General features: G+C 71.2%; 23 protein-coding genes. 4 read left to right on the top strand and 19 right to left on the bottom strand.

Annotated features, from left to right (window positions below; all coding sequences use genetic code 11):
• Nucleotides 1-5: 5 nt before the first annotated feature.
• Genes KF737_RS04765 through KF737_RS04755 form a run of 3 tightly spaced genes read right to left on the bottom strand, consistent with a single transcriptional unit; the run spans nt 6 to nt 978 of the window.
• Entirely contained in the window at nt 6-221 is a 216-nt protein-coding gene (locus KF737_RS04765; protein ID WP_296450877.1) for a hypothetical protein, read from the bottom strand.
• Nucleotides 218-658, bottom strand: a complete 441-nt coding sequence (locus KF737_RS04760) for an SRPBCC domain-containing protein (protein WP_296450875.1) — start codon at nt 656-658, stop codon at nt 218-220. The genes KF737_RS04765 and KF737_RS04760 overlap by 4 nt, the downstream gene beginning before the upstream one ends.
• A complete protein-coding gene (locus KF737_RS04755) occupies nt 655-978 on the bottom strand; it encodes a helix-turn-helix transcriptional regulator (RefSeq protein ID WP_296450873.1) in 324 nt (107 codons plus the stop codon). Before KF737_RS04755 ends, KF737_RS04760 begins: the two co-directional genes overlap by 4 nt.
• A gap of 147 nt (nt 979-1,125) precedes the next feature.
• Between KF737_RS04755 and ppa the strand changes: the two genes are divergently transcribed.
• Entirely contained in the window at nt 1,126-1,653 is a 528-nt protein-coding gene (ppa, locus tag KF737_RS04750; protein ID WP_296450871.1) for an inorganic diphosphatase, read from the top strand.
• Nucleotides 1,654-1,843: 190 nt separating this feature from the next.
• Here the strand turns inward: ppa and trmB are convergent, their stop codons facing one another.
• The 7 genes from trmB to miaB all read right to left on the bottom strand — a co-directional run bounded on the left by trmB (nt 1,844) and on the right by miaB (nt 9,456).
• Nucleotides 1,844-2,527 carry a tRNA (guanosine(46)-N7)-methyltransferase TrmB gene (gene trmB / locus KF737_RS04745; protein ID WP_296450869.1) on the bottom strand — a complete coding sequence of 228 codons (684 nt, stop codon included), beginning with the start codon at nt 2,525-2,527 and terminating at the stop codon, nt 1,844-1,846.
• Between the two features lie 171 nt (nt 2,528-2,698).
• Nucleotides 2,699-3,919 carry a methionine adenosyltransferase gene (gene metK / locus KF737_RS04740; RefSeq protein ID WP_296450867.1) on the bottom strand — a complete coding sequence of 407 codons (1,221 nt, stop codon included), beginning with the start codon at nt 3,917-3,919 and terminating at the stop codon, nt 2,699-2,701.
• 71 nt (nt 3,920-3,990) lie between these two features.
• A complete protein-coding gene (gene lnt / locus KF737_RS04735; protein ID WP_296450865.1) occupies nt 3,991-5,589 on the bottom strand; it encodes an apolipoprotein N-acyltransferase in 1,599 nt (532 codons plus the stop codon).
• A 205-nt stretch (nt 5,590-5,794) separates the two neighbouring features.
• Nucleotides 5,795-6,685 (bottom strand): hemolysin family protein, encoded by an 891-nt coding sequence (locus tag KF737_RS04730; protein WP_296450861.1) that lies wholly within the window; start codon nt 6,683-6,685, stop codon nt 5,795-5,797.
• 7 nt (nt 6,686-6,692) lie between these two features.
• Complete coding sequence (gene ybeY / locus KF737_RS04725; RefSeq protein ID WP_296450859.1) at nt 6,693-7,151, bottom strand: rRNA maturation RNase YbeY; 459 nt, start codon at nt 7,149-7,151, stop codon at nt 6,693-6,695.
• Entirely contained in the window at nt 7,148-8,116 is a 969-nt protein-coding gene (locus KF737_RS04720) for a PhoH family protein (RefSeq protein WP_296450857.1), read from the bottom strand. The genes ybeY and KF737_RS04720 overlap by 4 nt, the downstream gene beginning before the upstream one ends.
• Nucleotides 8,113-9,456: a tRNA (N6-isopentenyl adenosine(37)-C2)-methylthiotransferase MiaB gene (gene miaB / locus KF737_RS04715; RefSeq protein WP_296450855.1), complete on the bottom strand. Its 1,344-nt coding sequence runs from the start codon at nt 9,454-9,456 to the stop codon at nt 8,113-8,115. The genes KF737_RS04720 and miaB overlap by 4 nt, the downstream gene beginning before the upstream one ends.
• Nucleotides 9,457-9,551: 95 nt before the next feature.
• Here miaB and KF737_RS04710 point away from each other — a divergent pair, with 95 nt between their 5' ends.
• On the top strand, nt 9,552-9,785 hold the full coding sequence (locus KF737_RS04710) for a hypothetical protein (protein ID WP_296450853.1): 234 nt from the start codon (nt 9,552-9,554) through the stop codon (nt 9,783-9,785).
• A gap of 99 nt (nt 9,786-9,884) precedes the next feature.
• On the opposite strand, the gene KF737_RS04705 is transcribed toward KF737_RS04710, so the two are convergent.
• The 4 genes from KF737_RS04705 to KF737_RS04690 form a co-directional block, all read right to left on the bottom strand.
• Nucleotides 9,885-10,256 carry a Fur family transcriptional regulator gene (locus KF737_RS04705; protein WP_296451250.1) on the bottom strand — a complete coding sequence of 124 codons (372 nt, stop codon included), beginning with the start codon at nt 10,254-10,256 and terminating at the stop codon, nt 9,885-9,887.
• 70 nt (nt 10,257-10,326) lie between these two features.
• Entirely contained in the window at nt 10,327-10,782 is a 456-nt protein-coding gene (locus tag KF737_RS04700) for a GNAT family N-acetyltransferase (RefSeq protein ID WP_296450850.1), read from the bottom strand.
• On the bottom strand, nt 10,779-11,414 hold the full coding sequence (tsaB, locus tag KF737_RS04695) for a tRNA (adenosine(37)-N6)-threonylcarbamoyltransferase complex dimerization subunit type 1 TsaB (RefSeq protein WP_296451248.1): 636 nt from the start codon (nt 11,412-11,414) through the stop codon (nt 10,779-10,781). The genes KF737_RS04700 and tsaB overlap by 4 nt, the downstream gene beginning before the upstream one ends.
• A gap of 35 nt (nt 11,415-11,449) precedes the next feature.
• Complete coding sequence (locus KF737_RS04690; protein ID WP_296450848.1) at nt 11,450-12,025, bottom strand: NifU family protein; 576 nt, start codon at nt 12,023-12,025, stop codon at nt 11,450-11,452.
• A gap of 116 nt (nt 12,026-12,141) precedes the next feature.
• On the opposite strand from KF737_RS04690, the gene KF737_RS04685 reads away from it, so the two are divergent.
• Nucleotides 12,142-13,962, top strand: coding sequence for a DUF885 family protein (locus KF737_RS04685; protein ID WP_296450846.1), 1,821 nt, complete (start codon nt 12,142-12,144; stop codon nt 13,960-13,962).
• A gap of 154 nt (nt 13,963-14,116) precedes the next feature.
• Here the strand turns inward: KF737_RS04685 and KF737_RS04680 are convergent, their stop codons facing one another.
• From KF737_RS04680 to KF737_RS04660, 5 genes are all read right to left on the bottom strand, one after another.
• The gene (locus KF737_RS04680) at nt 14,117-14,593 is read right to left on the bottom strand and encodes a universal stress protein (RefSeq protein ID WP_296450844.1); all 477 of its coding nucleotides are present in this window, start codon (nt 14,591-14,593) and stop codon (nt 14,117-14,119) included.
• Between the two features lie 55 nt (nt 14,594-14,648).
• Nucleotides 14,649-15,683, bottom strand: a complete 1,035-nt coding sequence (trpS, locus tag KF737_RS04675; RefSeq protein ID WP_296450842.1) for a tryptophan--tRNA ligase — start codon at nt 15,681-15,683, stop codon at nt 14,649-14,651.
• A gap of 311 nt (nt 15,684-15,994) precedes the next feature.
• Nucleotides 15,995-17,656: a murein biosynthesis integral membrane protein MurJ gene (murJ, locus tag KF737_RS04670; RefSeq protein ID WP_296450841.1), complete on the bottom strand. Its 1,662-nt coding sequence runs from the start codon at nt 17,654-17,656 to the stop codon at nt 15,995-15,997.
• 135 nt (nt 17,657-17,791) lie between these two features.
• Nucleotides 17,792-19,654, bottom strand: a complete 1,863-nt coding sequence (locus KF737_RS04665) for a ribonucleoside-diphosphate reductase subunit alpha (RefSeq protein ID WP_296450839.1) — start codon at nt 19,652-19,654, stop codon at nt 17,792-17,794.
• A gap of 236 nt (nt 19,655-19,890) precedes the next feature.
• Nucleotides 19,891-21,675 (bottom strand): SLC13 family permease, encoded by a 1,785-nt coding sequence (locus tag KF737_RS04660; protein ID WP_296450837.1) that lies wholly within the window; start codon nt 21,673-21,675, stop codon nt 19,891-19,893.
• Between the two features lie 93 nt (nt 21,676-21,768).
• Here KF737_RS04660 and KF737_RS04655 point away from each other — a divergent pair, with 93 nt between their 5' ends.
• On the top strand, nt 21,769-22,881 hold the full coding sequence (locus KF737_RS04655; protein WP_296450835.1) for an FAD-binding oxidoreductase: 1,113 nt from the start codon (nt 21,769-21,771) through the stop codon (nt 22,879-22,881).
• Nucleotides 22,882-23,068 lie beyond the last annotated feature (187 nt).

Below are 23,068 nucleotides of genomic sequence, written 5' to 3'. Positions count from 1 at the left end.
GTCGGTCATCCGCCCGCGCGCCGCGCCTTGGCCAGGTAGGGCAGGGCGAAGAGGTAGAGGCCCGTGCCGAAGAGGCCGAACAGGGGGACGACCGCCAGGAAATATACCCATTGCGGCGGCTGGCCGCCCTTCGCCAGGATCATCGCCACCGAGACGGCGATGAAGCCGGCCGTGAAGGCCATCGAGAGCCAGCGGTGGATCCGTCGCATCAGGGGGCTCATCGGCCGTCCTCCTCGTCGGTCCGCGCCAGGACCTGTTCCAGGTTGTCGAAGAACCTGGTCCAGCCGAGGCGCGCGCCGCCGTAGGCCTGCTTCTGGCCGGGCCGGAAACCGGACTGCTCCATGCGCAGGTGCGTGCCGGCGGCCGTGGGCGTCAGGGTGAAGGTGACCACGCTCTTCAGGGCGAAGGCCGGGTCTTCGCTGGCGAAGTCCCAGGTGTAGGAGAGCGACCGGCCGTCCTCGATGGCGAGGACCTCGCAGTCCAGCACGCCGCCCCACTCGCCCCTGAGCTGGAACCTGTGGCCGACGGCCGGATGGAAGTCGTTCTTCATCAGCCATGCCTCCATCAGGTGCGGCTGGGTCAGCGCCCGCCACAGCCGCTCGGCCGGGAAGGGCATGTCGCGCTCGACGACGACGCTGCGCAGTTGGGGCTCGCTCACTGGTCCATCCTCCGCATCAGGTCTTCGAGGTCGTCGAACTTGCGTTCCCAGAACGCCGCGAGCTGGCTGGTCCAGCCGATCAGCGGGGCCAGGGCGCCGATCCGGGCGCTGTAGTGGGTCTGGCGGCCGTCGGGCCGGCCGCGCACCAGCCCGGCCTTCTTCAGCGCCGCCAGGTGCTTCGACACCGCCGGCTGGGAGACGCCGGCCCGGGCGGTCAGCGCGCCCACCGTCTGCTCGCCCTCCCGGCACAGGCGCTCGAACAGCGCGCGGCGCGTCGGGTCGGCCAGGGTCCGGAAGATCTCGTCGTGTGGGGCGGTCAACTCATAACTCTCAGGCTATGAATTGATCCATAACTACAGAGCTATGAATAAGTCAACCACTCGCCGCGACGGCGTGAGCGGTTGAATCCGCCGGGCGCTTGGTCCAGAGAGCGCGCCACTCTTGTGTGTGCCCCCCGAAGGACCCCCATGGACCTCTCCAAGATCCCCGTCGGCAAGAACCCGCCGTACGACGTCAACGCGCTCATCGAGATCCCGCAGGGCGGGGAGCCGGTGAAGTACGAAATCGACAAGGAGAGCGGCGCGATCTACGTCGACCGCTTCCTGCACACCGCGATGTTCTATCCGGGCAACTACGGCTTCATCCCGCACACGCTCGCCGACGACGGCGACCCGATGGACATCATCGTGGTGGGCCCGACCCCGGTGGTGCCCGGCGCGATCATCCGCGCGCGGCCGGTGGGCGCGCTGATCATGCGCGACGAGGCCGGCGGCGACGAGAAGATCCTGGCGGTGCCGGTGGACGCCCTGCACCCGTTCTACGCGGGCGTGGACTCGTGGCGTTCGCTGCCCGCGATCCTGACCGAGCAGATCGCCCACTTCTTCAAGCACTACAAGGACCTGGAGAAGGGCAAGTCGGTCGACATCATCCGCTGGGCCGACCCCGAGGAAGCCGCCGACATCATCCGCCAGTCGATCGAGCGCTACAAGGGCTGACCTTCCTTTCCCGCTTGCGGGAAAGGGGGACCGTCCGCCGAAGCCGGCGCCAGCCGGCTGTAGAGCGGACGGTGGAAAGGGAAAGCCTCGCCTGAGCAGGCGCCACGGCCCTGCCGGCCGCTTGCCCTTCCCACCCCTCGCTCTACGGCCGGCTGGCGCCGGCCTCGGCGAGCGGTCCCCCCTTCCCATTTCATGGGAAGGGAAGGCGCACGAAGTCCAGGAACACCGGCGCGCAGTCTCCCAGGCGCTTCTCCTCGTAGCGCGTGGTGACGTGGTCGGCGGGCGGGCGGCGCCAGTCGTCGGCGCGTTCGGCGGGCCAGGCGAAGGCGGGGTTGGCCAGGAAGCGCTCCAGGGCCTGGTCCACGTAGCTCGCCACGTCGCTGGCGAACCGCAGGCGGCCGCCGGGCTTCAGCGTGCGCGCGAGGTCGGCCACCAGCTCGGGCTGGACCAGGCGGCGCTTCTGCTGGCGGGCCTTGGGCCACGGGTCAGGGAACAGGATGAAGATCCGCGCCAGGCCGGCGTCGGGCAGGCGCGCGACGAGGTCGCGGACGTCGCCGTCGTGCAGGCGGACGTTCTCCAGCCCCTGCTCGTCGATGTGGCGCACGGCGCTGGCCACGCCGTTGACGAAGGGCTCGGCGCCCAGGATCAGCACGCCGGGGTGGCGGCCGGCCTGGGCGGCCATGTGCTCGCCGCCGCCGAAGCCGATCTCCAGCCAGGCCTCGGCCGCGCCGGGCATGAGGGCCGCGGGATCGACGGGGCCTGCGGGGATGCGCAGGCCGGGCAGCCGCGCCGCCATCAGCGCGGCCTGGCGCGGCTTGATCGGCCGCGACTTCAGCCGGCCGAACGACCGGAGCGGCGGGTGGTGGTCGGTCATGCTCAACCTTTAGATCGTCATGGCCGGGCCTGGGAGCCTGCCCCGGGCGGGCCGTTCCTTCGGCACGGCCCGGGGGCCATCCAGAAACGCCGACGCCGGCGATCATGACCTGACCGCCGGCGCGTCTGGATCCCCGGGACAAGCCCGGGGATGACGTTCAAGAGATAGGGGCTACGCCAGCTTCTGGAGTTCCGCGACGAGGTCGGCGCGTTCCCAGGAGAAGCCGCCTTCGTTGTCGGGCTGGCGGCCGAAGTGGCCGTAGGCCGCGGTGCGGGCGTAGATCGGGCGGTTGAGCTGCAGGTGCTCGCGGATCGCCCGCGGCGTGGCGCCGCCGATCAGCTCCGGCAGGGCCACTTCCAGCTTCGCCGGGTCGATCTCGCCGGTGTTGTGCAGGTCGACGTAGAAGGAGAGCGGCTGGGCCACGCCGATCGCGTAGCTGATCTGGATGGTGCATTTCTTCGCCAGGCCCGCGGCGACCACGTTCTTGGCCAGGTAGCGGCAGGCGTAGGCGGCCGAGCGGTCCACCTTGGTCGGGTCCTTGCCCGAGAACGCGCCGCCGCCGTGCGGGGCCGCGCCGCCGTAGGTGTCGACGATGATCTTGCGGCCGGTGACGCCGGCGTCGCCGTCGGGCCCGCCGATCTCGAAGCGGCCGGTCGGGTTGATGTGCCATTTGGTCTTGCGGGTGATCAGGCCCGCCGGGATGACGCTCTCGACGTAGGGCTTGATCACGCCCTCCAGGCGCTTCGGCGTGGCGATGTGCAGGCCCAGGCGCTTCTTGTGCTGGGTCGACACCACGATCTGCAGGATCTCCACCGGGCGGCCGTCCTCGTAGCGGACGGTGACCTGGCTCTTGGCGTCGGGCTCCAGCACCGGGCACTCGCCCGAGTGGCGCACTTCCGACAGCTTCTTCAGGATGTCGTGGCTGTACTGCAGGGTGGCCGGCATCAGCGCCGGGGTCTCGTCGCAGGCGTAGCCGAACATGATGCCCTGGTCGCCGGCGCCCTCGTCCTTCTTGTCGGTGGCGTCGACGCCCTGGGCGATGTGGGCCGACTGTTCGTGCAGGTGGCAGGCGAACTTGGCCTTGTTCCAGTGGAAGCCCTTCTGCTCGTAGCCGATATCCTTGATCGCGGCGCGGACCTTGGGCTCCAGGCTCTTCACGATCTCCTTCGTGAGCGCCTTGTTCTCGCCCTTCGACGCGCCCGGCTGGCCGGCGCGCACTTCGCCCGCCAGCACGATGCGGTTGGTGGTCACCAGCGTCTCGCAGGCGACGCGCGCCTCGGGCTGCACGCTCAGGAAGGCGTCGACGACGGTGTCCGAGATGCGGTCGGCGACCTTGTCGGGGTGGCCTTCGGACACGCTTTCGCTGGTGAAGATGTAGCTGGAACGGCTCAAGGCTGGGGCTCCGGGAGAGTCAGGTCGGCACGCGACGCGGGGGCGTGGGTCGCCCGCCTATAAAGAAATCCTTATGTGGCGCCAAGCGTGCGGTCCGCCGCAGGCTCGGCCACGCGGCGCCGACGCCGGCGTCCGGCGAGCCATGCGAGGCCCGAGAGGACCAGGAGTCCCGCGAACGGCCAGTCCCCCAGCCGGCTGTAGGGCGTCGGCGCGGTGGGTTCGGGCAGGCGCGCGTCGATGACGCCGAACCCGCCCAGGCCGAGCTGCTTGCCCGACATGACCCGGCCCTGGGCGTCGATGACCGCCGAGACGCCCGTGGGCGTGGCGCGCACGATGGGCAGGCCCTGCTCGATGGCGCGGTAGCTGGCGATGTTGAGGTGCTGCCACGGCCCGCTGGTGCGGCCGAACCAGGCGTCGTTCGAGACGTTGAGGATCCAGCGGGGCCGCTGCCTGCCGCCGGCGCCGAAGCCCGGGAACAGCGCCTCGTAGCAGATCAGCGGCTGTACGGCGGGCAGGCCCGGCGCGGCGAGCGGCCGGGGCTTCGGCCCGGCGGTGAAGTCGTCCTCCATGTGGACGAGGCTGCGGAAGCCGATGGCGCGGGCGAAGTCGCCCAGCGGCATGTACTCGCCGAACGGCACCAGCCGGTGCTTGTCGTAGAAGCCGGAGACGCGCAGCGCCTCGGCGTCGCGCCGGAAGGCGATCAGGGTGTTGTAGTAGCGGTAGCGGCCCGCGTGGGCCTCGGCGCGGTTGGCGCCCATCAGGAGCGTCTGCCCCGGCTGGACCACCTCGCGCAGGCGGCGGCTCCAGCCCGGGTCGGCGATCAGGTCGTCGATCACCGCGGGCAGCGCGCCCTCGGGCCAGATCACGATGTCGGGGCGGACCCTGGCCGGCGTCTGGCTCAGGCGCTCGTAGTCGGCGAAGACGGCGTTCAGGTTGTCGGGCCGCCACTTCTCCTTCTGGTCGATGTCGGCCTGCACGACGCGGATCACCGGGGCGTCCCTGGCGTAGATCGGCCGCGCCGCCGCGGCGAGCCGGCCCGCGCCGCCCGCGTAGAGCGCCGTCAGCGCCACGCCCGCGACGATCATCAGCCCCGCCTGGGCCAGCCGCCGCACCGGCAGCATCAGGGTCGCAGGCGCCGAGGCGATGGCCAGCGTGATCCAGCCGAGGCCGTAGGCGCCGACCAGCGCCGCCGCCTGCGACGGCGCGCTGCCGGCCCGCCAGCTCTCGCCGACCAGGTCCCAGGGGAAGCCCGTGAGGACATGCCCGCGCAGCCACTCGGCGGCGGCGAAGACGCCCGCGAACACCAGCGGCTTCCAGGCGCTGCGGGGCCTGAGCGCCCGGTAGGCCGCCCCGGCGGCGCCCCAGAACAGCGCCAGCCCGCCGCCCATCAGCACGATCGCGAACGGCGCCATCCAGCCGTAGGTGCGCGAATCCACCAGGAACGGCTCGCCGATCCACCAGGTGGAGACGCCGAAGTAGCCGAGGCCCGCCAGCCATCCGAGCCCGAAGGCCGCGCGCAGCGGTTTCGGACCCTGGATCGTCTCCAGCCGCAGCAGGATCAGGCTGTAGCCCAGGAGGCCCAGGATCATGCCGAACGGCGGGTGCGCGACGCCCGCGGCCAGCCCGCCCAGCAGGGCGGTCAGCGGCGCGTACCAGCGCGAGCGGCTCATGGTTGGACGCCCGGCGCCGGTGTGGCCGCAGCGCCCCCTCCACCGCAAGCGGTCCCCCTCCCCCGCTTCGCAGGGGAGGTTCGCTGGGTCGACGTCTCGAACCTCCCCCGTGTACGGGGGAGGGGGACCACGAAGTGGTGGAGGGGGCGCTGCCGCCGAACCGGCGTCGGGCCGACCGGCGCGTTGGCGTCCCCGGCCAAAGGCCTCAGGCCTCGGTGGGTTCGGCGGCCGGGGCGCGGCGCACGCGCACCCGCTTCACCCGCCGCGGGTCGGCGGCCAGCACTTCCAGCGTGTAGCCGTCGGGGTGGTCGATCCGCTCGCGCTTCTGCGGCACCCGGCCGGCCAGGGCGTTCACGAGGCCCGCGACCGTGTCGATCTCCTCGTCGAGGTCCTCGGAGGCCAGGTCGACGCCCTCGCCGATGGCCTGCTCCAGCTCCTCCAGCGGCGCGCGGCCGTCGACGATCCAGCCGTCGTCGTCGCTGACGATCGGCGTGTAGGCCAGGTCGCCTTCCTCGTCGTGCTCGTCCTCGATGTCGCCGACCAGGGATTCCAGCAGGTCCTCCAGGGTGACGAGGCCGTCGACGCCGCCGAACTCGTCCATGACGAGGGCCATGTGGATGCGCTTGGCGCGCATGGTGGCGAGTAGCCGCTCGGCCGTCATCGACGGCGGCACGTAGAGCACCTCGCGCACCAGGCTGTGGCGGCCGGTGAGCACCTTGTCCTCGGGCTTGGGCTGGCGGGTCTTGCGCGCCAGCAGCTTGAAGACGTCCTTCACGTGGACCACGCCCACGGGCTCGTCCAGCGTCTCCCTGTAGACCGGCATGCGGCTGTGCTCGGCCTCGACGAAGCGGGCGACCAGTTCCTCGAAGGAACAGCCGCGCTCGACGCAAACCATGTCGGCGCGGGGCTTCATGACGTCTTCGACGCGCAGGTCCTGGAAGGCGCGCGCCTGGGTGATCAGCTCGCCGCCACCCTCGGTGCTGGGCTCAGGAAGCTCGTCGGCGGCCGCCTCCGCGGTGCGCCGGAACAGGTCGAACAGCCCCAGGAGACCGCCCCGTCGGCGGCCGCTGCGACTGGAAGGGTCAGGGTCGCTCATGCTCTCCTTAGCCGGGCTGGGCGTCCCCATAGGGGTCGGGAACCCCCAGGCTGGCCAGCACCGCACGTTCGAGGTCTTCCATGACCTCGGCCTCATCATCGCCCATGTGATCGTGTCCGCATAGATGGAGCACGCCGTGGACCACCAGGTGCTGCAGGTGGTGGGCGAGGGTCTTGCCCTGTTCGGCCGCCTCGCGGGCGCAGACGCCATACGCCAGGGCCAGGTCGCCGAGATGGAGCTCGGGGTTCCGCGGCGCCGGGAAGCTGAGCACGTTCGTCGGCTTGTCCTGCTGGCGGAACCGCGCGTTCAGGGCGCGCACGCTCTCGTCGTCGGTCAGCAGGATGGTGACGCCTTCGTGCGCGGCGTCTTCGGCGTCGAGCGCCGCCAGCGCCGAGCCGCGCGCGAGCACCTCGGCGTTCGGGAGCGCCGCCGCCCAGGCCTCGTCCTCGATCTCGACGTCGATCAAACCGTGCGCCCGCGCCTGGCCGCGTCCTCGTCGTAGGCGCGCACGATCCGCTCGACGAGCGGGTGGCGGACCACGTCCTCGGCCCCGAAGCGGACGACGCCGATGCCCTTCACGCCCTCCAGCAGGTCCACCGCGTGGGCCAGGCCGGAGTCGCGCGGGTTCGGCAGGTCGATCTGGGTCGGGTCGCCGGTCACCGCCATGCGGGCGCCTTCGCCCAGGCGGGTCAGCACCATCTTCATCTGCGCGCGGCTGGCGTTCTGGGCCTCGTCGACGATGACGAAGGCGTGGCTGAGCGTGCGGCCGCGCAGGAAGGCGATCGGCGCGACCTCGATCTCGCCCTTCTCGCGGCGGCGTCGTAGCTGCTCGGCGCCCAGGATGTCGGTCAGCGCCTCCCACACGGGCGCCATGTAGGGGTCGACCTTCTCGTTCATGTCGCCGGGCAGGAAGCCCAGGCGCTCGCCCGCCTCGACGGCCGGCCGCGAGACGATCAGGCGGTCGACGGCGCCGCGCAGCAGCATGCCCGCGCCGTGCGCGACGGCCAGGAAGGTCTTGCCGGTGCCGGCGGGGCCGAGGCCGAACACCAGCTCGCACTCGGTCAGGGCCTTCAGGTAGTTCGCCTGGGTCGGCGTCTTCGGCGCCACCTGGCCGCGGCGGCCGATGGGCAGCGGGTCGCCCACACCGCCGCCTACGCCCCCTTGGCCGCCGGTCCGCGCCTGGCCGATGGCCACGCGCACGTCGGCCTCGCCGATCTCCAGGCCCCGGTCGGCGCGCGCGGCGATGGCCTGCACGGCCTTCTTCGCCTGCCCGCGCGACTTCGCATCGCCCGACAGCGAGACACCGCCGCCCGGCGTCTCGACCAGCACGCCGAAGGCGTCCTCGATCAGGGCGGCATGGCGGCTGTTGGCGCCCGCCACCGCGCGCGCGGCGACGTCGCTGAGCTGGATGAATTCAGGGGCGCGGCTCACGCGGGTTCCATCTCGAGCACGCCGGCCAGGCTGTTCGGGTTGGCGGCCTCCACCTTCACCGGAACGATCCGGCCCAGCATGCGATCCGGCGCGGTCACGTGGACGGCCTGGAGGTAGGGGCTCTTGCCGATGAGCTGGCCCGGATGGCGGCCGGCCTTCTCGAAGAGGACGTTCACGGTGCGGCCCGCCGTGGCGGCGTTGAAGGCCATCCGCTGTTCGTCCAGCAGGGTGTTCAGACGGGCGAGGCGCTCGTCCTTCACCGCGTCGGCGACCTGGCCCGGCATGGCGGCGGCGGGCGTGCCGGGGCGGCGCGAATACTTGAACGAGAAGCAGCTCGCATAGCCGACCTCGCGGACGAGCTGCAGCGTCGCCTCGAAATCCGCGTCGCGCTCGCCGGGGAAGCCCACGATGAAGTCGCCGCTGATGGCGATGTCGGGCCGGTGGCGGCGGATCCTCTCGATCAGGCGCACGTAGCTCTCGGCCGTGTGCGCGCGGTTCATGGCCTTCAGCACCTTGTCCGACCCCGCCTGCACCGGAAGATGCAGGTAGGGCATCAGTTCCGGCACGTCCGCGTGGGCGGCGATCAGGGCGTCGTCCATGTCGCGCGGGTGGCTGGTGGTGTAGCGGATGCGGTCGAGGCCCTCGATCCTGGCCAGCCGGCGGACCAGGGCGGCGAGGCCCCCTTCACCGTCATAGGCGTTGACGTTCTGGCCCAGGAGGGTGACCTCGCGGACGCCCTTGGCGGCCAGGGCGCGGGCCTCGGCCTCGATGGCGTCGGCGGGGCGGCTCCACTCGCCGCCGCGGGTGTAGGGCACGACACAGAAGGTGCAGAACTTGTCGCAGCCTTCCTGCACGGTCAGGAACGCCGAGACGCCGGTCGGCCGGCGCGTGGCCGGGAGCGCGTCGAACTTCTCGTCGGGCGCGAAATCGGCGGCCAGCCGCTCGCCGCGGGCGCGGTGCGCGCGGGCGATCAGCTCGGGAAGCTGGTGGTAGGCCTGCGGGCCCACGACCAGGTCCACGGCCGGCTGGCGGCGCATGATCTCCTCGCCCTCGGCCTGGGCGACGCAGCCGGCGACCGCGATGGTCATGCGCGCGCCGCCGCCGGCGATGCGCTCGTCGCGCATCTCGCGGATCTTGCCGAGCTCGGAATAGACCTTCTCGGTCGCCTTCTCGCGGATGTGGCAGGTGTTGAGCACCACCAGGTCGGCGTCGGTGGGATCGTCCGTCATCCCATAACCCAGCGGCGCAAGGACGTCGGCCATGCGCTCGCTGTCGTAGACGTTCATCTGACAGCCGTACGTCTTGATGTAGAGGCGCTTTGCGGGCGCGGGCTCGGACATGGCGGGGTTATGGGGACGCGAAGGGACGCGCGCAATGTCTGCGATGCGGACCAGCCAAGCAGAATCTAGGCTGCGACTAAGGTAGATTGCTGCACATGACACCGGAACAGAAGCGGCGGAGCGCATGGCTAGTTCGCCTGAGCGGGACCTATGCGGCCATAGTCGCCGTCATCGGGGCAGGCTTCTGTACGCTCTTTCTGGCCGGCTCATTGCTCGACCGATCGCTTTTCGAGCGTAACCCGATCCAGGTTCAGATTGGCCTGCTGGACGCGGCCTTCATCGCATTCGCCGTCTACTCCATCCGCGGCCTGCTAAGGTCGCGGCGCTAGCACCCGTCCATTTTCAGCGAGAGTTGCTACTTTCCTTCTCCCCCTGCGGGAGAAGGTGGCGCGGGTGACCGAGGTTTGGTCGTTGAATGTGGAGTCGTCCTAGTCCTCGATCGGCAGCCCGTAGAGCTCCAGCCGGTGATCCACCAGCTTGTAGCCGAGCTTCTTGGCGATGACCTCTTGCAGCGCCTCGATCTCGGGATCGACGAACTCGATGACCTTGCCCGTCTTCATGTCGATCAGGTGGTCGTGGTGCTCGTCGGTGTGCTCCTCGTAGCGGGAGCGGCCGTCGCGGAAATCGAGGCGGTCGATGATGCCGGCCTCTTCGAACAGGCGCACCGTGCGGTAGACCGTGGCGATGGAGATGTGCGGGTCCACGGCGTGGGAGCGGCGGTGCAGTTCCTCCACGTCGGGGTGGTCGTCGGCCGAGGAGAGCACGCGCGCGATGACCCGGCGCTGCTCGGTCATGCGCATGTTCTTTTCGAGGCAGAGTTTCTCGATGCGGTCCGACACGTGCCGATTCCTCCAGTCGCAGAGAATAGGTCTAGAGGGCCTGTGACGTAAGGTCGAGACGCATCACGAGCGCGTCGGCGCGACCCGCCGCGCCGCGGTCGTAGTAGTCCCTGCGCAGGCCCGTACGCACGAATCCGAGGCGTTCGTAGAGGGTCACGGCCGGGGCGTTGTCGACGTCGACCTCCAGGAACATGTCGGCCGCGCCGGCGCCGCGCGCCGCACCGATGGCGGCGGCCATCAGCGCCTGCGCCACGCCCTGGCGCCGCGCCCAGGGGGCCACGCCCACGGTCAGGATCTCGGCCTCGCCGGCGATGGCGCGGCAGATCAGGACGCCGGCGGGGTCCTCGCCCCGGACGAGGAAGCCGAAGACGCCCTCGCCGTCGAGCAGGTCCTCGAAGTCCATCTCGTCCCAGGGCGTATCGAAGGCCTGGGCGTGGGCCGAGGCCATGGCCGGGGCGTCGGCGGGCGTGGCGGCGGTCAGCTTCAAGGCGGGGCGATCCCGCCCGGCAGCCTGGCGTCGGGCGCGCGCAGGTAGAGCGGCCGGATCGGCGTCGCGGCCTTCGCGGCGGCCAGGCGAGCCACATGGCGGGCGTCGCAGCCCTCGGGGATGAGGGTCGCGTCGCCGGACCGCGCCAGGATCGGCGCGCCGGAGCCCACCAGCGTCAGGTCGCGGCCGGCGGCGAGCTCGGCGACGCGGGCGTGGGCGGTCCCCACCGGCAGCACGTCGGGCGCCATCAGGGCGTGGCCGTCCTCGAAGACCTGCAGGTAGACCTGGTCGCGGCGCGCATCGAGGGCGGCGGCGACGAGGCCGCGGGTCTCGGCGGCCAGGGCCTCCAGCGTGTCGACGCCGACGGCGGGGACGCCGAGCGCCGAGCCCAGCCCCTTGGCGAAGGCGACGCCGACCCGCAGACCGGTGAACGAGCCCGGCCCGACCGTGGCGCCGATGCGGTCCAGCCGGTCGAAGGCAAGGCCCGCCTGCGCCATCACCGCCTGCGCCATGGGGGCCAGCCGCTCCTGGTGGCCCCGGGCCATGGCCTCCGACGCATGCGCCAGCACGCGCTCGCCGTCGAGGACGGCGACCGAGCAGGCGTTCAGGCAGGTGTCGAGCCCGAGGACGATCATTCAGGGGGTGGGTAGCCGGTTCGCCCGCGGCGTCAAAGCGCCTGCTCGACCGCGGTGACCTCGGGAACGTAGTGCTTCAGCATGTTCTCGACGCCGGCCTTCAGCGTCGCCGAGGAGGACGGGCAACCCGAGCAGGCGCCGCGCATGTTCAGCCAGACGACGCCGGTCGCCACGTCGAAACGGTTGAAGAGGATGTCGCCGCCGTCCTGCGCCACGGCCGGGCGGATGCGGGTGTCGAGCAGGTCCTTGATCTCGGCGACGATCTGGGCGGTCTCGCCCTCGTACTCGCCGCCGTCGTGGTCGCCGGCCGAGGCTTCCGCGCCCTCCGCGAACAGGGGCCGGCCCGCGGTGAAGTGGTCCATGATGGCCGCCAGGATCGGCGCCTTCACCAGCGGCCAGTCGACCGAGGCGTGCTTGCCGACGGTGATGAAGTCGGGGCCGTAGAACACCCGGGTCACGCCGGTGACGCCGAACAGCTCGGCCGCCAGCGGCGAGGCGGCGGCCTCCTCGGGCGAGCGGAAGTCGCGCGTGCCCTCGCCGAGCACGGTGCGGCCGGGCAGGAACTTCAGGACCTCGGGGTTCGGCGTCGCTTCGGTCTGGATGAACATGCTCCGAGATGTGGCGCTTCGCTGCGACGCGCGCAAGCGGCCGCGCGTCGCAGCAGGCCTTTACGCCGGGCCGGGGCGGGCCCTAAGCCTTCGGGCCTGAACAAGTTGGGGACCGCATGTTCCGCACCGCCTGCTCCGCCCTGGCCCTCGCCACGGCCCTGATCGCCGCGCCGGCCGCCGTCGCCCAGCCCGCCGCCGCGCCCGCCGCCGCACAGTCAGAGGACGCGCGCCTCGCCGCCTTCTTCCAGGCCTCGTTCCTGGAGGCCGGCATGCTCAGCCCCGAGCAGATGACCCAGTTCGGGGTGAAGATGCGCTACGGCGAGCTCGGCGACTACACCCGCGAGGGCAACGTCAAGGCGGTGGCGCTGGCCGAGAAGCAGCTCGCGAAGATGAAGGCCGACTTCGACCGCGCGAAGCTCTCGCCGGCCAGCCAGCTCAGCTACGACCTCTTCGCGCGCAACGTGCTGGTCCAGCAGACCCTGCTGAAGTGGTACTGGCAGGCCTACGCGGTCACCTCGAACGGCAGCGCGCTGGACGGCGTGCCGATCCTGCTGATCAACGCGCACAAGGTGGCGAGCGTCGCCGACGCCGAGGCCTACGTCTCGCGCCTGAAGGCCGTCGAGCGCGTCGCGGGCGAGGTCAGCGACGACATCGACCAGCGCACCGCCAAGGGCTTCCTGCCGCCGTCGTTCGTGTTCGGCCGGGTGATCCCCGACGCCCAGAACCAGATCAGGGGCGCGCCGTTCGACGGCGGGGCCGACCACCCGGTCTGGGCCGACTTCAAGGGCAAGGTCGCCGCGCTGAAGGCCGACGACGCCACGAAGCAGAAGCTGCTCGCCGACGGGGAAGCGGCGCTGAAGGGGCCGTGGAAGCGCGGCTACGAACGCTACATCGCCTCGTTGCAGGCGATGCAGAAGAAGGCCACCACCGTACACGGCGTCTGGGCGCTGCCCGACGGCGACGCCTTCTACGCCGACACCGTGCGGTTCTTCACGACCACCGAGCTGACGCCGGACCAGATCCACCAGACGGGCCTCGCCGAAGTGGCGCGCATCCGCCGCGAGATGGAGGCCGTGAAGGCCAAGGTCGGCTTCAAGGGCACGCTCGAGGACTTCTTCGCCTTCGTGCAGAAGGACCCCAGGACACACTACCCGAACACCGAGGCCGGCAAGCAGCAGTACCTGGCCGACGCCAAGAAGATCATCGCCGACTACATGACGGTGGCCGACAGGCAGTTCTCGGTGCTGCCGAAGCAGCAACTGGAGGTGCGCGCCGTCGAGCCGTTCCGCGAGAAGACCGCGTCCACCGCCTTCTACAGCCCGGGCGCGCAGGACGGGTCGCGGCCGGGGATCTTCTACGTGAACCTGACCGACATGAACCAGGTGCAGAAGGTGCAGTTGCCGGCCATCGCCTACCACGAGGGCGCGCCGGGGCATCACTTCCAGATCGCCCGCGCCCAGGCCCAGGCCGACCTGCCGCTGTTCCGCCGGCTCTCGTACTTCGGCGCCTACACCGAGGGCTGGGGCCTCTACGCCGAGAAGCTGGGCAAGGAGGCGGGCTTCTACCAGGACCCCTACGACGACTTCGGCCGCCTCTCGCTGGAGATCTGGCGGGCGGTGCGGCTGGTGCTCGACACCGGCATCCACGCCAAGCATTGGACCCGCGAGCAGGCCATCGCCTACATGAAGGCCAACACGCTGAATTCCGACATCGACACCGTGCGCGAGGTCGACCGCTACTTCACCGGGCCGGGCCAGGCGACCAGCTACAAGATCGGGCAGCTCAAGATCTCGGAACTGCGCGCCAGGGCGGAGACGGCGCTGGGGCCGAAGTTCGACATCAAGGCCTTCCACGAGGCGGTCCTGGCCGCCGGCGCCCTGCCGCTGGACGTGCTGGAGACGCGGGTCGACGCCTACATCAAGTCTTCCCTCCCTTAATGGGGAGGGACAGGCGCCGCAGGCGCCAGGGTGGGGAAGCCTGACCCTGAGCGCCGGCGTTTGGGGATTGGCTAACCTCAACCCGCCCAGTTCCGGCCCACACTGCCCCACCCTGGCCGCTGCGCGGCCTGTCCCTCCCCATTAAGGGAGGGAATCAGGCGAGGTCGGCGATCTCGTCGTCGGTGAGGTCGCCCGGGACGATGGTCACGGGAACCTTGCGGGCGCCGAAGGTGACGCCGTCCTTGGCGATGGCGCCGACCAGTGCGCCCGGGCCGCGGCCGCCGACCGCGGCGGCGAGCACCATGATCTTGATGTCCGGATCGTCGGTCAGCACGGCCTTCAGTGCCGCGCGCGTCGAGTCGGCCTCCTTGATCAGGAACTCGGGCGGCAGGCCGGTCTCGGCCTGGACGTACTCGGCCACCTGCTGCAGCTCGGCCTCGGCCTCCTGGCGCAGTTGCCGCGCGATCTCCTCGCGCACGCCCGACCAGTGCTCGAAGACGGCCGGGGTGATCACCTTCAGCAGCGCCACATAGCCGCCCGTGGAGCGCGCGCGGCGGCAGGCGAACCGGAGCGCCGTCTGGAACTCCGGGGTCTCATCCGCCACCACGAGGAACTTGCGCCGCACGCTCATGGCCGGACGGTGCGCCGGACGGCGTTCGCGCGCAAGCCCACTCGTCCGGTGGGGATTAGCCCGCCCAGAAGCCGACGAGCTTCCGCACCTCGGCCATGGTCGGGGCCGCCAGCTCGCGCGCCCGCGCCGCGCCGGCGCCGAGGATGCGGTCGATCTCGGCCGGGTCGGCCAGCAGTCGGCGCATCTCGCCGCCGATGGGGCCCATGACCGAGACGGCCAGGTCGGCGAGCCTGGGCTTGAAGGCGCCGAAGCCCTGGCCGGCGAACTCGGTGAGCACCGCGGCTTCGGTGGTCCCGGCCAGGGCGGCGTAGATCGCCACGAGGTTCTTCGCCTCGGCGCGGCCTTCCAGGCCCTCGGTCGTCTCGGGTAGCGGATCGGGGTCGGTGCGGGCCTTGCGGACCTTGGCGGCGATGGCGTCGGCGTCGTCGGTCAGGTTGATGCGCGACTGGTCCGACGGGTCGGACTTGCTCATCTTGGCCGTGCCGTCGCGCAGGCTCATCACCCTCGCGCCAGGGCCCTGGGTCAGGGCCTCGGGGAGCGGGAAGTAGCCGGGAGCCCCGAAGTCGTTGTTGAACTTCTGGGCGATGTCGCGGGTGAGTTCGAGGTGCTGACGCTGGTCCTCGCCCACCGGCACCTTGGTGGCCTTGTAGATCAGGATGTCGGCCGCCTGGAGCACCGGGTAGGTGTAGAGGCCCACCGACGAGCGCTCCTTGTGCTTGCCGGCCTTGTCCTTGAACTGGGTCATGCGGTCGACCCAGCCGAGGCGGGCGACGCAGTTGAACACCCACGCCAGCTCGGCGTGCTCGGGCACGGCCGACTGGGCGAAGATGGTGGCGACCTTGGGGTCGAGGCCGGTGGCCAGGTAGGCGGCGGCGATCTCGCGTACCTGGTTCTTCAGCTTCGCCGGGTCCTGGAACTCGGTGATGGCGTGCATGTCGGCCACGAAGATGAAGGTCTCGATCTCGTGCTGCAGGCGCGCGAACTTCACCAGCGCGCCGAGGTAGTTGCCGAGGTGCAGGTCGCCCGTGGGCTGGACGCCCGAGAGCACGCGTTCAGGACCCGCGTAGGGGGCTGGGGCTTGGTCGGTCATGGGACTGGCTTCTCTAGGGAACGGACGTGCGGGCGCAAGGCCCGAATGGACGGGTCAGCCGATCAGCGCCATCGCCAGGTGAGAAGAACCATGGGCGGTGGATAGCGGGTCGAGGGCAGGATCACAACCCACACCCCCAAGGAACGTCATCCCCGGCCCTGTGCCGGGGATCCATCCGTCCGCTGGCCTTGAGTTGGGGGTTGGGCCGCGCGGCGCGGCCCAATACCGGGCGCCTAGTCGGCTGAACCATGGATCCCCGGCACAGGGCCGGGGATGACGTTCCGGAAGGGGGCGGGAGGGAGAGGAGGTTGCTACCCCATGTCCGCCGGCGTCGCGGCCGGGTCGCCCTTGCGGCGGCGGAAGGCGGCGCGGGCTTCGGCGGGGGTGATGCCGCCGGAGGCGAAGAGGAGGGCCGGGTAGAGCGCGAGGCCCATGGCCGAGACCAGCAGGATGGCGATCTCCTTGGCGCCGTGGCCGCCGGGCAGGACGCCGCCGATGACGCCCTCGATCTGCGGGCGGAAGAGGGCGGCGGCGAAGAGGATGGCGCCCAGCGCCGCGCTGGCCACGGCCACGCGCACGATCTTGCCGGCGGCGCGGGCCGAGGGTCTCCAGACGTCGCGACGGGTGAGCGTGACCCACATCTGTGCGACCGTGACCCAGGCGGCCACGGAGGTGGCGATCGCCACGCCCTGGAAGCCCAGCAGCCAGAAGAGGCCGACGCCCAGGCCGATGTTCACCGCCACCGAGATCAGCGAGAATCGCATCGGCGTCTTCGTGTCCTGCCGCGCGAAGAAGGCGGGCTGGAGGATGCGCAGCAGCACGAAGGCGGGCACGCCCCAGCCGTAGTGGAAGAGCAGCGCGCCGGTCGCCTCGGCGTCCTTCAGCGTGAACTCGCCGCGGGTGAAGAAGCCGTCGATCAGCCAGACGGGCAGCGCCATCAGGGCCGCGGCGGCGGGCAGGCTGAGGGCGAGCGCGAAGACCACGCCCTGGTCCATGGCGGCCTGGGCGTCGTCGTGGTCGTCGCGTTGCAGGGACTGCGAGAGGCGCGGCAGCAGGGCCACGCCGATGGCGACGCCCACCAGGCTCATGGGGAGCTGGTAGAGGCGGTCGGCCACCGTCATCCAGACGCGCATGCCGGCGATCTGCGAGGCGAGGATGCCGGAGATGAAGATGTTGATCTGGGTGGCGCTGTTGGCGACGGCCGCCGGCACCGCGAGCCTGATCAGGCTCCGCATCTCGGGCGTCAGGCGGGGCCGGACCAGGCGCAGCCGCGCGCCGGTGCGCCGCGCGCCCCACCAGCAGATGCCCGCCTGCCCGATCCCGGCGATCACCACGCCCGCCGAGGCCCACCACGCCGCCTGCACCGGGTCGTGCTGCGGCAGCACCATCGCCAGCATGACGAGGTTGAGGATGGTCGGATAGGCGGCGGAGACGATGAAGCGGCCCCGCGCGTTCAGGACGCCGGAGTAGAGCGCCGCCAGCGCCATGCAGGGCAGGTAGGGCATGGTCACCTGGGTCAGCATCCAGGACAGCCGGAACTTGGCCGGGTCGTCCGCGTAGCCCGGGTTGATCACGTACATCAGCCACGGCATCGCGAGCTGGGCGGCCAGCATCACCGCGACGGTGGCGACGGCGACCGTGGCCGCGGCGTCGGAGGCGAAGCGGTCGGCGTCCTCTTCGCCCCCCTTCTCACCCTGGGCGCCCGCGAGCTTCCGCGAGTACATCGGCACGAAGGCCGCGGCGAAGGCGCCCTCGGCGAAGATGCGGCGGAAGAGGTTCGGGAAGGCCAGCGCGGTATAGTAGGCGTCGGCCGCGATGGTCTGGCTGGCGCCCAGGCGCGCGGTGATCACGAGGTCGCGCACTAGGCCCATGACCCGGCTGACCATCGTCAGCCCGGCGAAGATCGCCGACGAGCGGATCAGGCCGCCCTGTTTCGTCGCGGCTTTCGGGGCGGCGCGCGGGGTCTTGCTCACGGGGCGTCAGTCGGCTGCGTCGGGGCGGGGCGTCAACCTAGCGCGCCGGCCCGGCGGCGGCCCGTGGAATATCGATGCAGGCGCCGCCCGGGCTACGGCGTTCGCGTGTCCTCGCCGCGCTCCGAACCCGCCGGCCTACTGGCAGGCCAGGCATTCCTCGTAGTCGGTCCTGCCTTCGACCTGCATCTCGACGGCGGCGACCTCTTCGCCGCCCGCGTGGCTGGCCCGCTGCACCGACTTGGAGCGCAGGTAGTAGAGCGACTTGCAGCCGCGCTCCCACGCCGTCCAGTGCAGCATGTGCAGGTCCCACTTGTCGACGTCGCCGGGCAGGAAGACGTTCACCGACTGGCTCTGGCAGATGTCGGGCGTGCGGTCGGCGGCGAGCTCCACCACCCAGCGCTGGTCGATCTCGAAGGCCGTCTTGTAGACGTCCTTGTCGTCCTGGCCGAGGAAGTCGAGGTGCTGCACCGAGCCCTCGTGGGCCAGGATCGAGTCCCAGGTCGCGGGCGTGTTCTGGCCCACCCCGTCGAGGATCTTCTCCAGGTAGGGGTTCTTCACCGCGAAGGTGCCGCTGAGCGTCTTGTGCGTGTAGATGTTGGCCGGGATCGGCTCGATGCCGGCCGAGGTCCCGCCGCAGATGATCGAGATCGAGGCGGTCGGCGCGATCGCCAGCTTGTGGGAAAAGCGCTCCATCACGCCGCGATCGGCCGCGTCCGGGCACGGGCCGCGCTCGGCGGCCAGCTTGCGCGAGGCCGCGTCGCACTGGCGGCGCAGCGTCTTGAAGAGGCGCATGTTCCAGCTCTTGGCCATCGCGCTCTCGAAGGGCACGTTCTGGCTCTGCAGGAACGAGTGGAAACCCATGAGGCCGAGGCCCACGGACCGTTCCCGGCGCGCGGCGTAGACCGCGTTCTTCATCTCGGGGGGCGCGCGGACGATGAAGTCCTCCAGCACGTTGTCGAGGAAGCGCATGACGTCCTCGACGAACGTCGGATGGTCGCGCCATTCCAGGAAGGTCTCGGCGTTGACCGACGAGAGGCAGCAGACGGCGGTCCGCTCCAGGCCCTGGTGGTCCTTGCCGGTGTGCAGCATGATCTCGCTGCACAGGTTCGACTGGCGTACCGTGAGGCCGAGATCGCGCTGGTGCTGCGGCATCATGCGGTTCACGGTGTCGGAGAAGATCAGGTAGGGCTCGCCGGTCTGCAGGCGGATCTCCAGGATCTTCTGCCAGAGCGAGCGGGCGTCGACCTCGCGGATCACCTCGCCGGTCTTGGGCGAGCGCAGGCCGAACATGGCCCCGTCGCGCACCGCCTCCATGAACTCGTCGGTGATGTTGAGGCCGTGGTGGAGGTTCAGGCTCTTGCGGTTGAAGTCGCCGCTGGGCTTGCGGATTTCGAGGAACTCCTCGATCTCGGGGTGGTGGACGTCGAGGTAGACCGCCGCCGAGCCACGGCGTAGCGAGCCCTGGCTGATCGCCAGCGTGAGCGAGTCCATCACGCGGATGAAGGGGATGATGCCGCTGGTCTGGCCCGCGCCCTTCACCTTCTCGCCGATCGAGCGGACGCCGCCCCAGTAGGTGCCGATGCCGCCGCCGTTCGAGGCCAGCGCCACGTTCTCGTTCCAGACGCCGACGATGCCTTCGAGGTTGTCGGGCACCGCGTTCAGGAAGCAGGAGATCGGCAGGCCCCGCTGGGCGCCGCCGTTCGACAGCACCGGCGTCGCCGGCATGAACCACAGGCGCGAGATGTAGTCGTAGATGCGCTGGGCGTGGTCGGCGTCGTCGGCGAACGCGGTCGCGACGCGGGCGAACATGTCCTGGTAGCTCTCGCCGGGCAGCAGGTAGCGATCCTCCAGCGTGGTCTTGCCGAAGTCGGTCAGCAGCGCGTCGCGCGACCGGTCGACCTCGACCTTGCGCACCAGTTGCAGTTGCGGCCGCACCGGCTGCGACGGCGCAACCCGCTCAGAAGTCTCGGCAATCCCAACCTTCGCCGCTTCGCTCATGTCCCTCGACCCGCTCTCGTCGGAAGCGGGGTCGTCTCCCCAGCCCGCCTCCAGCCCCTACATGTTGTGTCGGCCTGCGCCGCGACAACCCACATATGGGGCCATTGGTCGTTTGACTCGTCAATGAGGGGGCCCGCTCGCGCACAGACTTTTTCGCTAACGAGACCTTAACGCGCACCCCGCCCGTCTCGGACGGGATTCCTTAACGGCGACCCGATTCACGAGCTTGTGAACACCTACCCCGCCAGTGGCCATACCAGCGCGATCAGCGCCGTGCCGGCGACGAGCACCAGCAGCGTCAGCGGCGCGCCGAGGCGTGGATAGTCCCCGAAGCGGTAGCCGCCCGGCGCCATGACCAGGGTGTTGCACTGGTGGCCGATGGGCGTGAGGAAGTCGCAGGCCGCGCCCATCGCCACCGCCATCAGGAACGGATCGGGGTTGAGGCCCAGCAGCTTGGCGAGGCTGGCCCCGATGGGGGCCACGATCAGCACCGTGGCGGCATTGTTCAGGAACGGGGTCGCCGCCATCGCCACCGCCATCACCGCGCCCAGCGCCAGGATCGGCGGACGCCCCTGGAACAGGTGGGCCAGCGTCTGGGCGATCAGGTCCGCCCCGCCGGTCGCGCGGATCGCGTCCGAGACCGGGATCAGCGCGGCGATCAGCACCAGCAGCGGCCCGTCCAGCGCCGCATAGGCCTCGCGCATCCGGATCGCGCCGATGGCGATCATCAGCATGGCCGCGGCGAAGAAGGCGATGGCCACCGGCACGGCCTGGAACGCCACCAGCACCATGGCGCCGGCCAGGATCAGCGGCGGGCCCCAGGTGTGGCGGATGCCGCCCAGCCGCACCTCGCGCTCGGCCAGCGGCAGGAAGCCCAGCATCTTCATCGCGCCCGGCAGCGTCCGTTCCGAGCCCTCCAGCACCACGATGTCGCCAGCGCGCAGCTTCAGGGTCCGCAGCGCGCTCGAGATGCGATAGCCGGTGCGGCTCACCGCCAGCAGCTTCAGCCCGTGCGCCGTGTGCAGGTCGGCCTCGCGCACCGAATGGCCCACCAGCGGCGAGTCCGGCCCGATCACCGCCTCGACCACCCGCGCCTCCTCGGTGGGGGTCTCGATCACGATGGGGCGGTCGGCGCGGGTGATCCGGAGCTTCAGCCGCGCGATCAGGTCGTCCAGCGCCTGGTGCTCGCCCTCCAGCAGCAGCACGTCGCCGGTCCGCGGCCGCACGTTGGGGTGCGGCGGGGCGTGGCGCTCCCCCTCGCGCAGCAGCGCCAGCACGCGCACGTCGCCCTGCGCGATGCGCCCCAGCTTGGCCACGGTGGTCGCCCGCGTCATGTCCCAGCTTCCCGGGATCTCCACCTCGGTCACGTAGGGGTTGGCCGCCAGTGCGGCGTCCATCGTCTCCGGCGTCGGCCGGTGCTTCGGCAGCAGCCGGAAGCCCACCACCAGGAACGCGAGCCCGGCCGCCGTCACGCCCAGGCCCACCGGCGCGTAGTCGTACATGCCGAACGGCCGGCCCAGCACCTCCTCGCGCACCTGGCTGACGATGATGTTGGGCGAGGTGCCGACCAGCGTGACCGTGCCGCCCAGCAGCGCCCCGAACGACATCGGCATCAGCAGCCGCGACGGCGGCGTGCCCGTCCGCTTCGCCACCGACAGCGCGATGGGCAGCATGATCGCGAGCGCGCCCACGTTCTTGGTCACCATGGAGAGCAGGGTCACGGCGCCGGCGAACAGCGCCACCTGCGAGGCCTGGCCCTTCAGCCGGCCGAGGATCGGCCGCAGCACCGCCTCCACCACGCCCGACTTGGCGAACGCCGCGCTCACCACCAGGGCGCAGGCGATGATCACGGTGATGTCGTTCCTGAACCCGTCGAACGCCGCCTTCGCCGGCACGACGTTCAGCGCCACGCCGACCAGCAACGCCCCGAGCGCGACCGCGTCGTAGCGCCAGCGGCCCCAGATGAAGCCGACGATCGTCGCGCCCACCAGCGCGAACGCCAGCGCCTGCTGAAGCGTCAAGATCCCTGTCCCTCGACTATCCCGACCTGTTCAACGCAAGCGGAGCCGTTCGGCTGCGTGGACGCGGGCGCGCCGGCGCCGCAGAAGGGACGGATGCAGAGCCGTTTCATCGTCATCGGCGCGGGCCTGGCCGGCGCCTCGGCCGCCGCCTTCCTGGCCGAGCACGGGCCGGTCGCGATCCTCGAGGCCGAGGACCAGCCTGGCTATCACACCACCGGCCGCTCGGCCGCGAGCTACATCGACACCTACGGCCACCCCATCGTCTGCGCCGCCACCCGCGCCAGCCGCGACTTCTTCTGGAACCCGCCGGCCGGCTTCGCAGAGCACCCGCTGGTGCGCCCGCGCGCCGAGCTCGAGATCGCCCGGCCCGAGCAGGCCGAAGCGCTGGCGGCCATGCTGGAGACGCACGGTTCGGCGCTGCGCCCCGTAGGGCGCGAGGAGATCCTGCGGCTCTCGCCGATCCTGCGGCCCGGGATCGACTGGTCGGGCGCGATCAACGAGGCCACCGCCGACATCGACGTGGACGCCGTGCTGCAGGGCTTCCTGCGCCTGGCGAAGGCCCGCGGGGCGCAGCTCGTCACGGGGGCCCGCGTCACGGGGCTCGACCGCGTCGCCGGAGGCTGGCGCGTGCGCACGCCCGTAGGCGAGTTCCGGGCCGACGCCGTCGTGAACGCTGCCGGCGCCTGGGCGGGGGAGGTCGGCCGCCTGGCGGGGCTCGGCGACCTGGGGCTCACGCCGCTCCGCCGCACCGCGCTCAAGATCGAGCCGGCGATGAAGGACGGCCTCGCCGACTGGCCCTTCGTCATCGACGTGGAGGAGACGTTCTACTTCCGGCCCGACGGCGGCGGCCTGATGCTGTCGCCCGCCGACGAGACGCCCAGCGAGCCCTGCGACGCCCAGCCCGACGAGATGGACGTCGCCATCGCCGTCGACGCCTTCGAGCAGGCCACGACCGAGACCGTGCGCCGCGTGGCCCACCGCTGGGCCGGCCTGCGCACCTTCGCGCCCGACCGCATCCCCGTCGTCGGCCCCGACCCGCGCGAGCCCGCCTTCCTGTGGCTCGCGGGCCAGGGCGGCTACGGCATCCAGACCGCCCCGGCCCTCGCCATGGCCGCCGCCGCGCTGGCCACGACCGGCGACATCCACGCGGCGCTGAAGGCGCAAGGCGTCACCGCCGCCGACCTCGGCCCGTCGCGGCTGCTCTGATCCGCCGACGGCCGTCCCGGCCCCGTCCGCCCGCGCGGTCAGGTCCGGGATGGCCTCCTCGGGGGAGAGCTCGGTCTCAGGCGTCCAGGTTGAGCAACGCGGGGTCGCCGCCCTGGGCCGTGATGTTGACGCTGACGGCCCGCTCCACGGCGTAGCGCAGCAGCGCGTGCGGGCCGCCGGCCTTGGG

Source organism: Phenylobacterium sp., from assembly GCF_019636135.1.
Taxonomy (GTDB): Bacteria; Pseudomonadota; Alphaproteobacteria; order Caulobacterales; family Caulobacteraceae; genus Phenylobacterium.
This window is presented reverse-complemented; position numbering and strand designations above follow the sequence as displayed.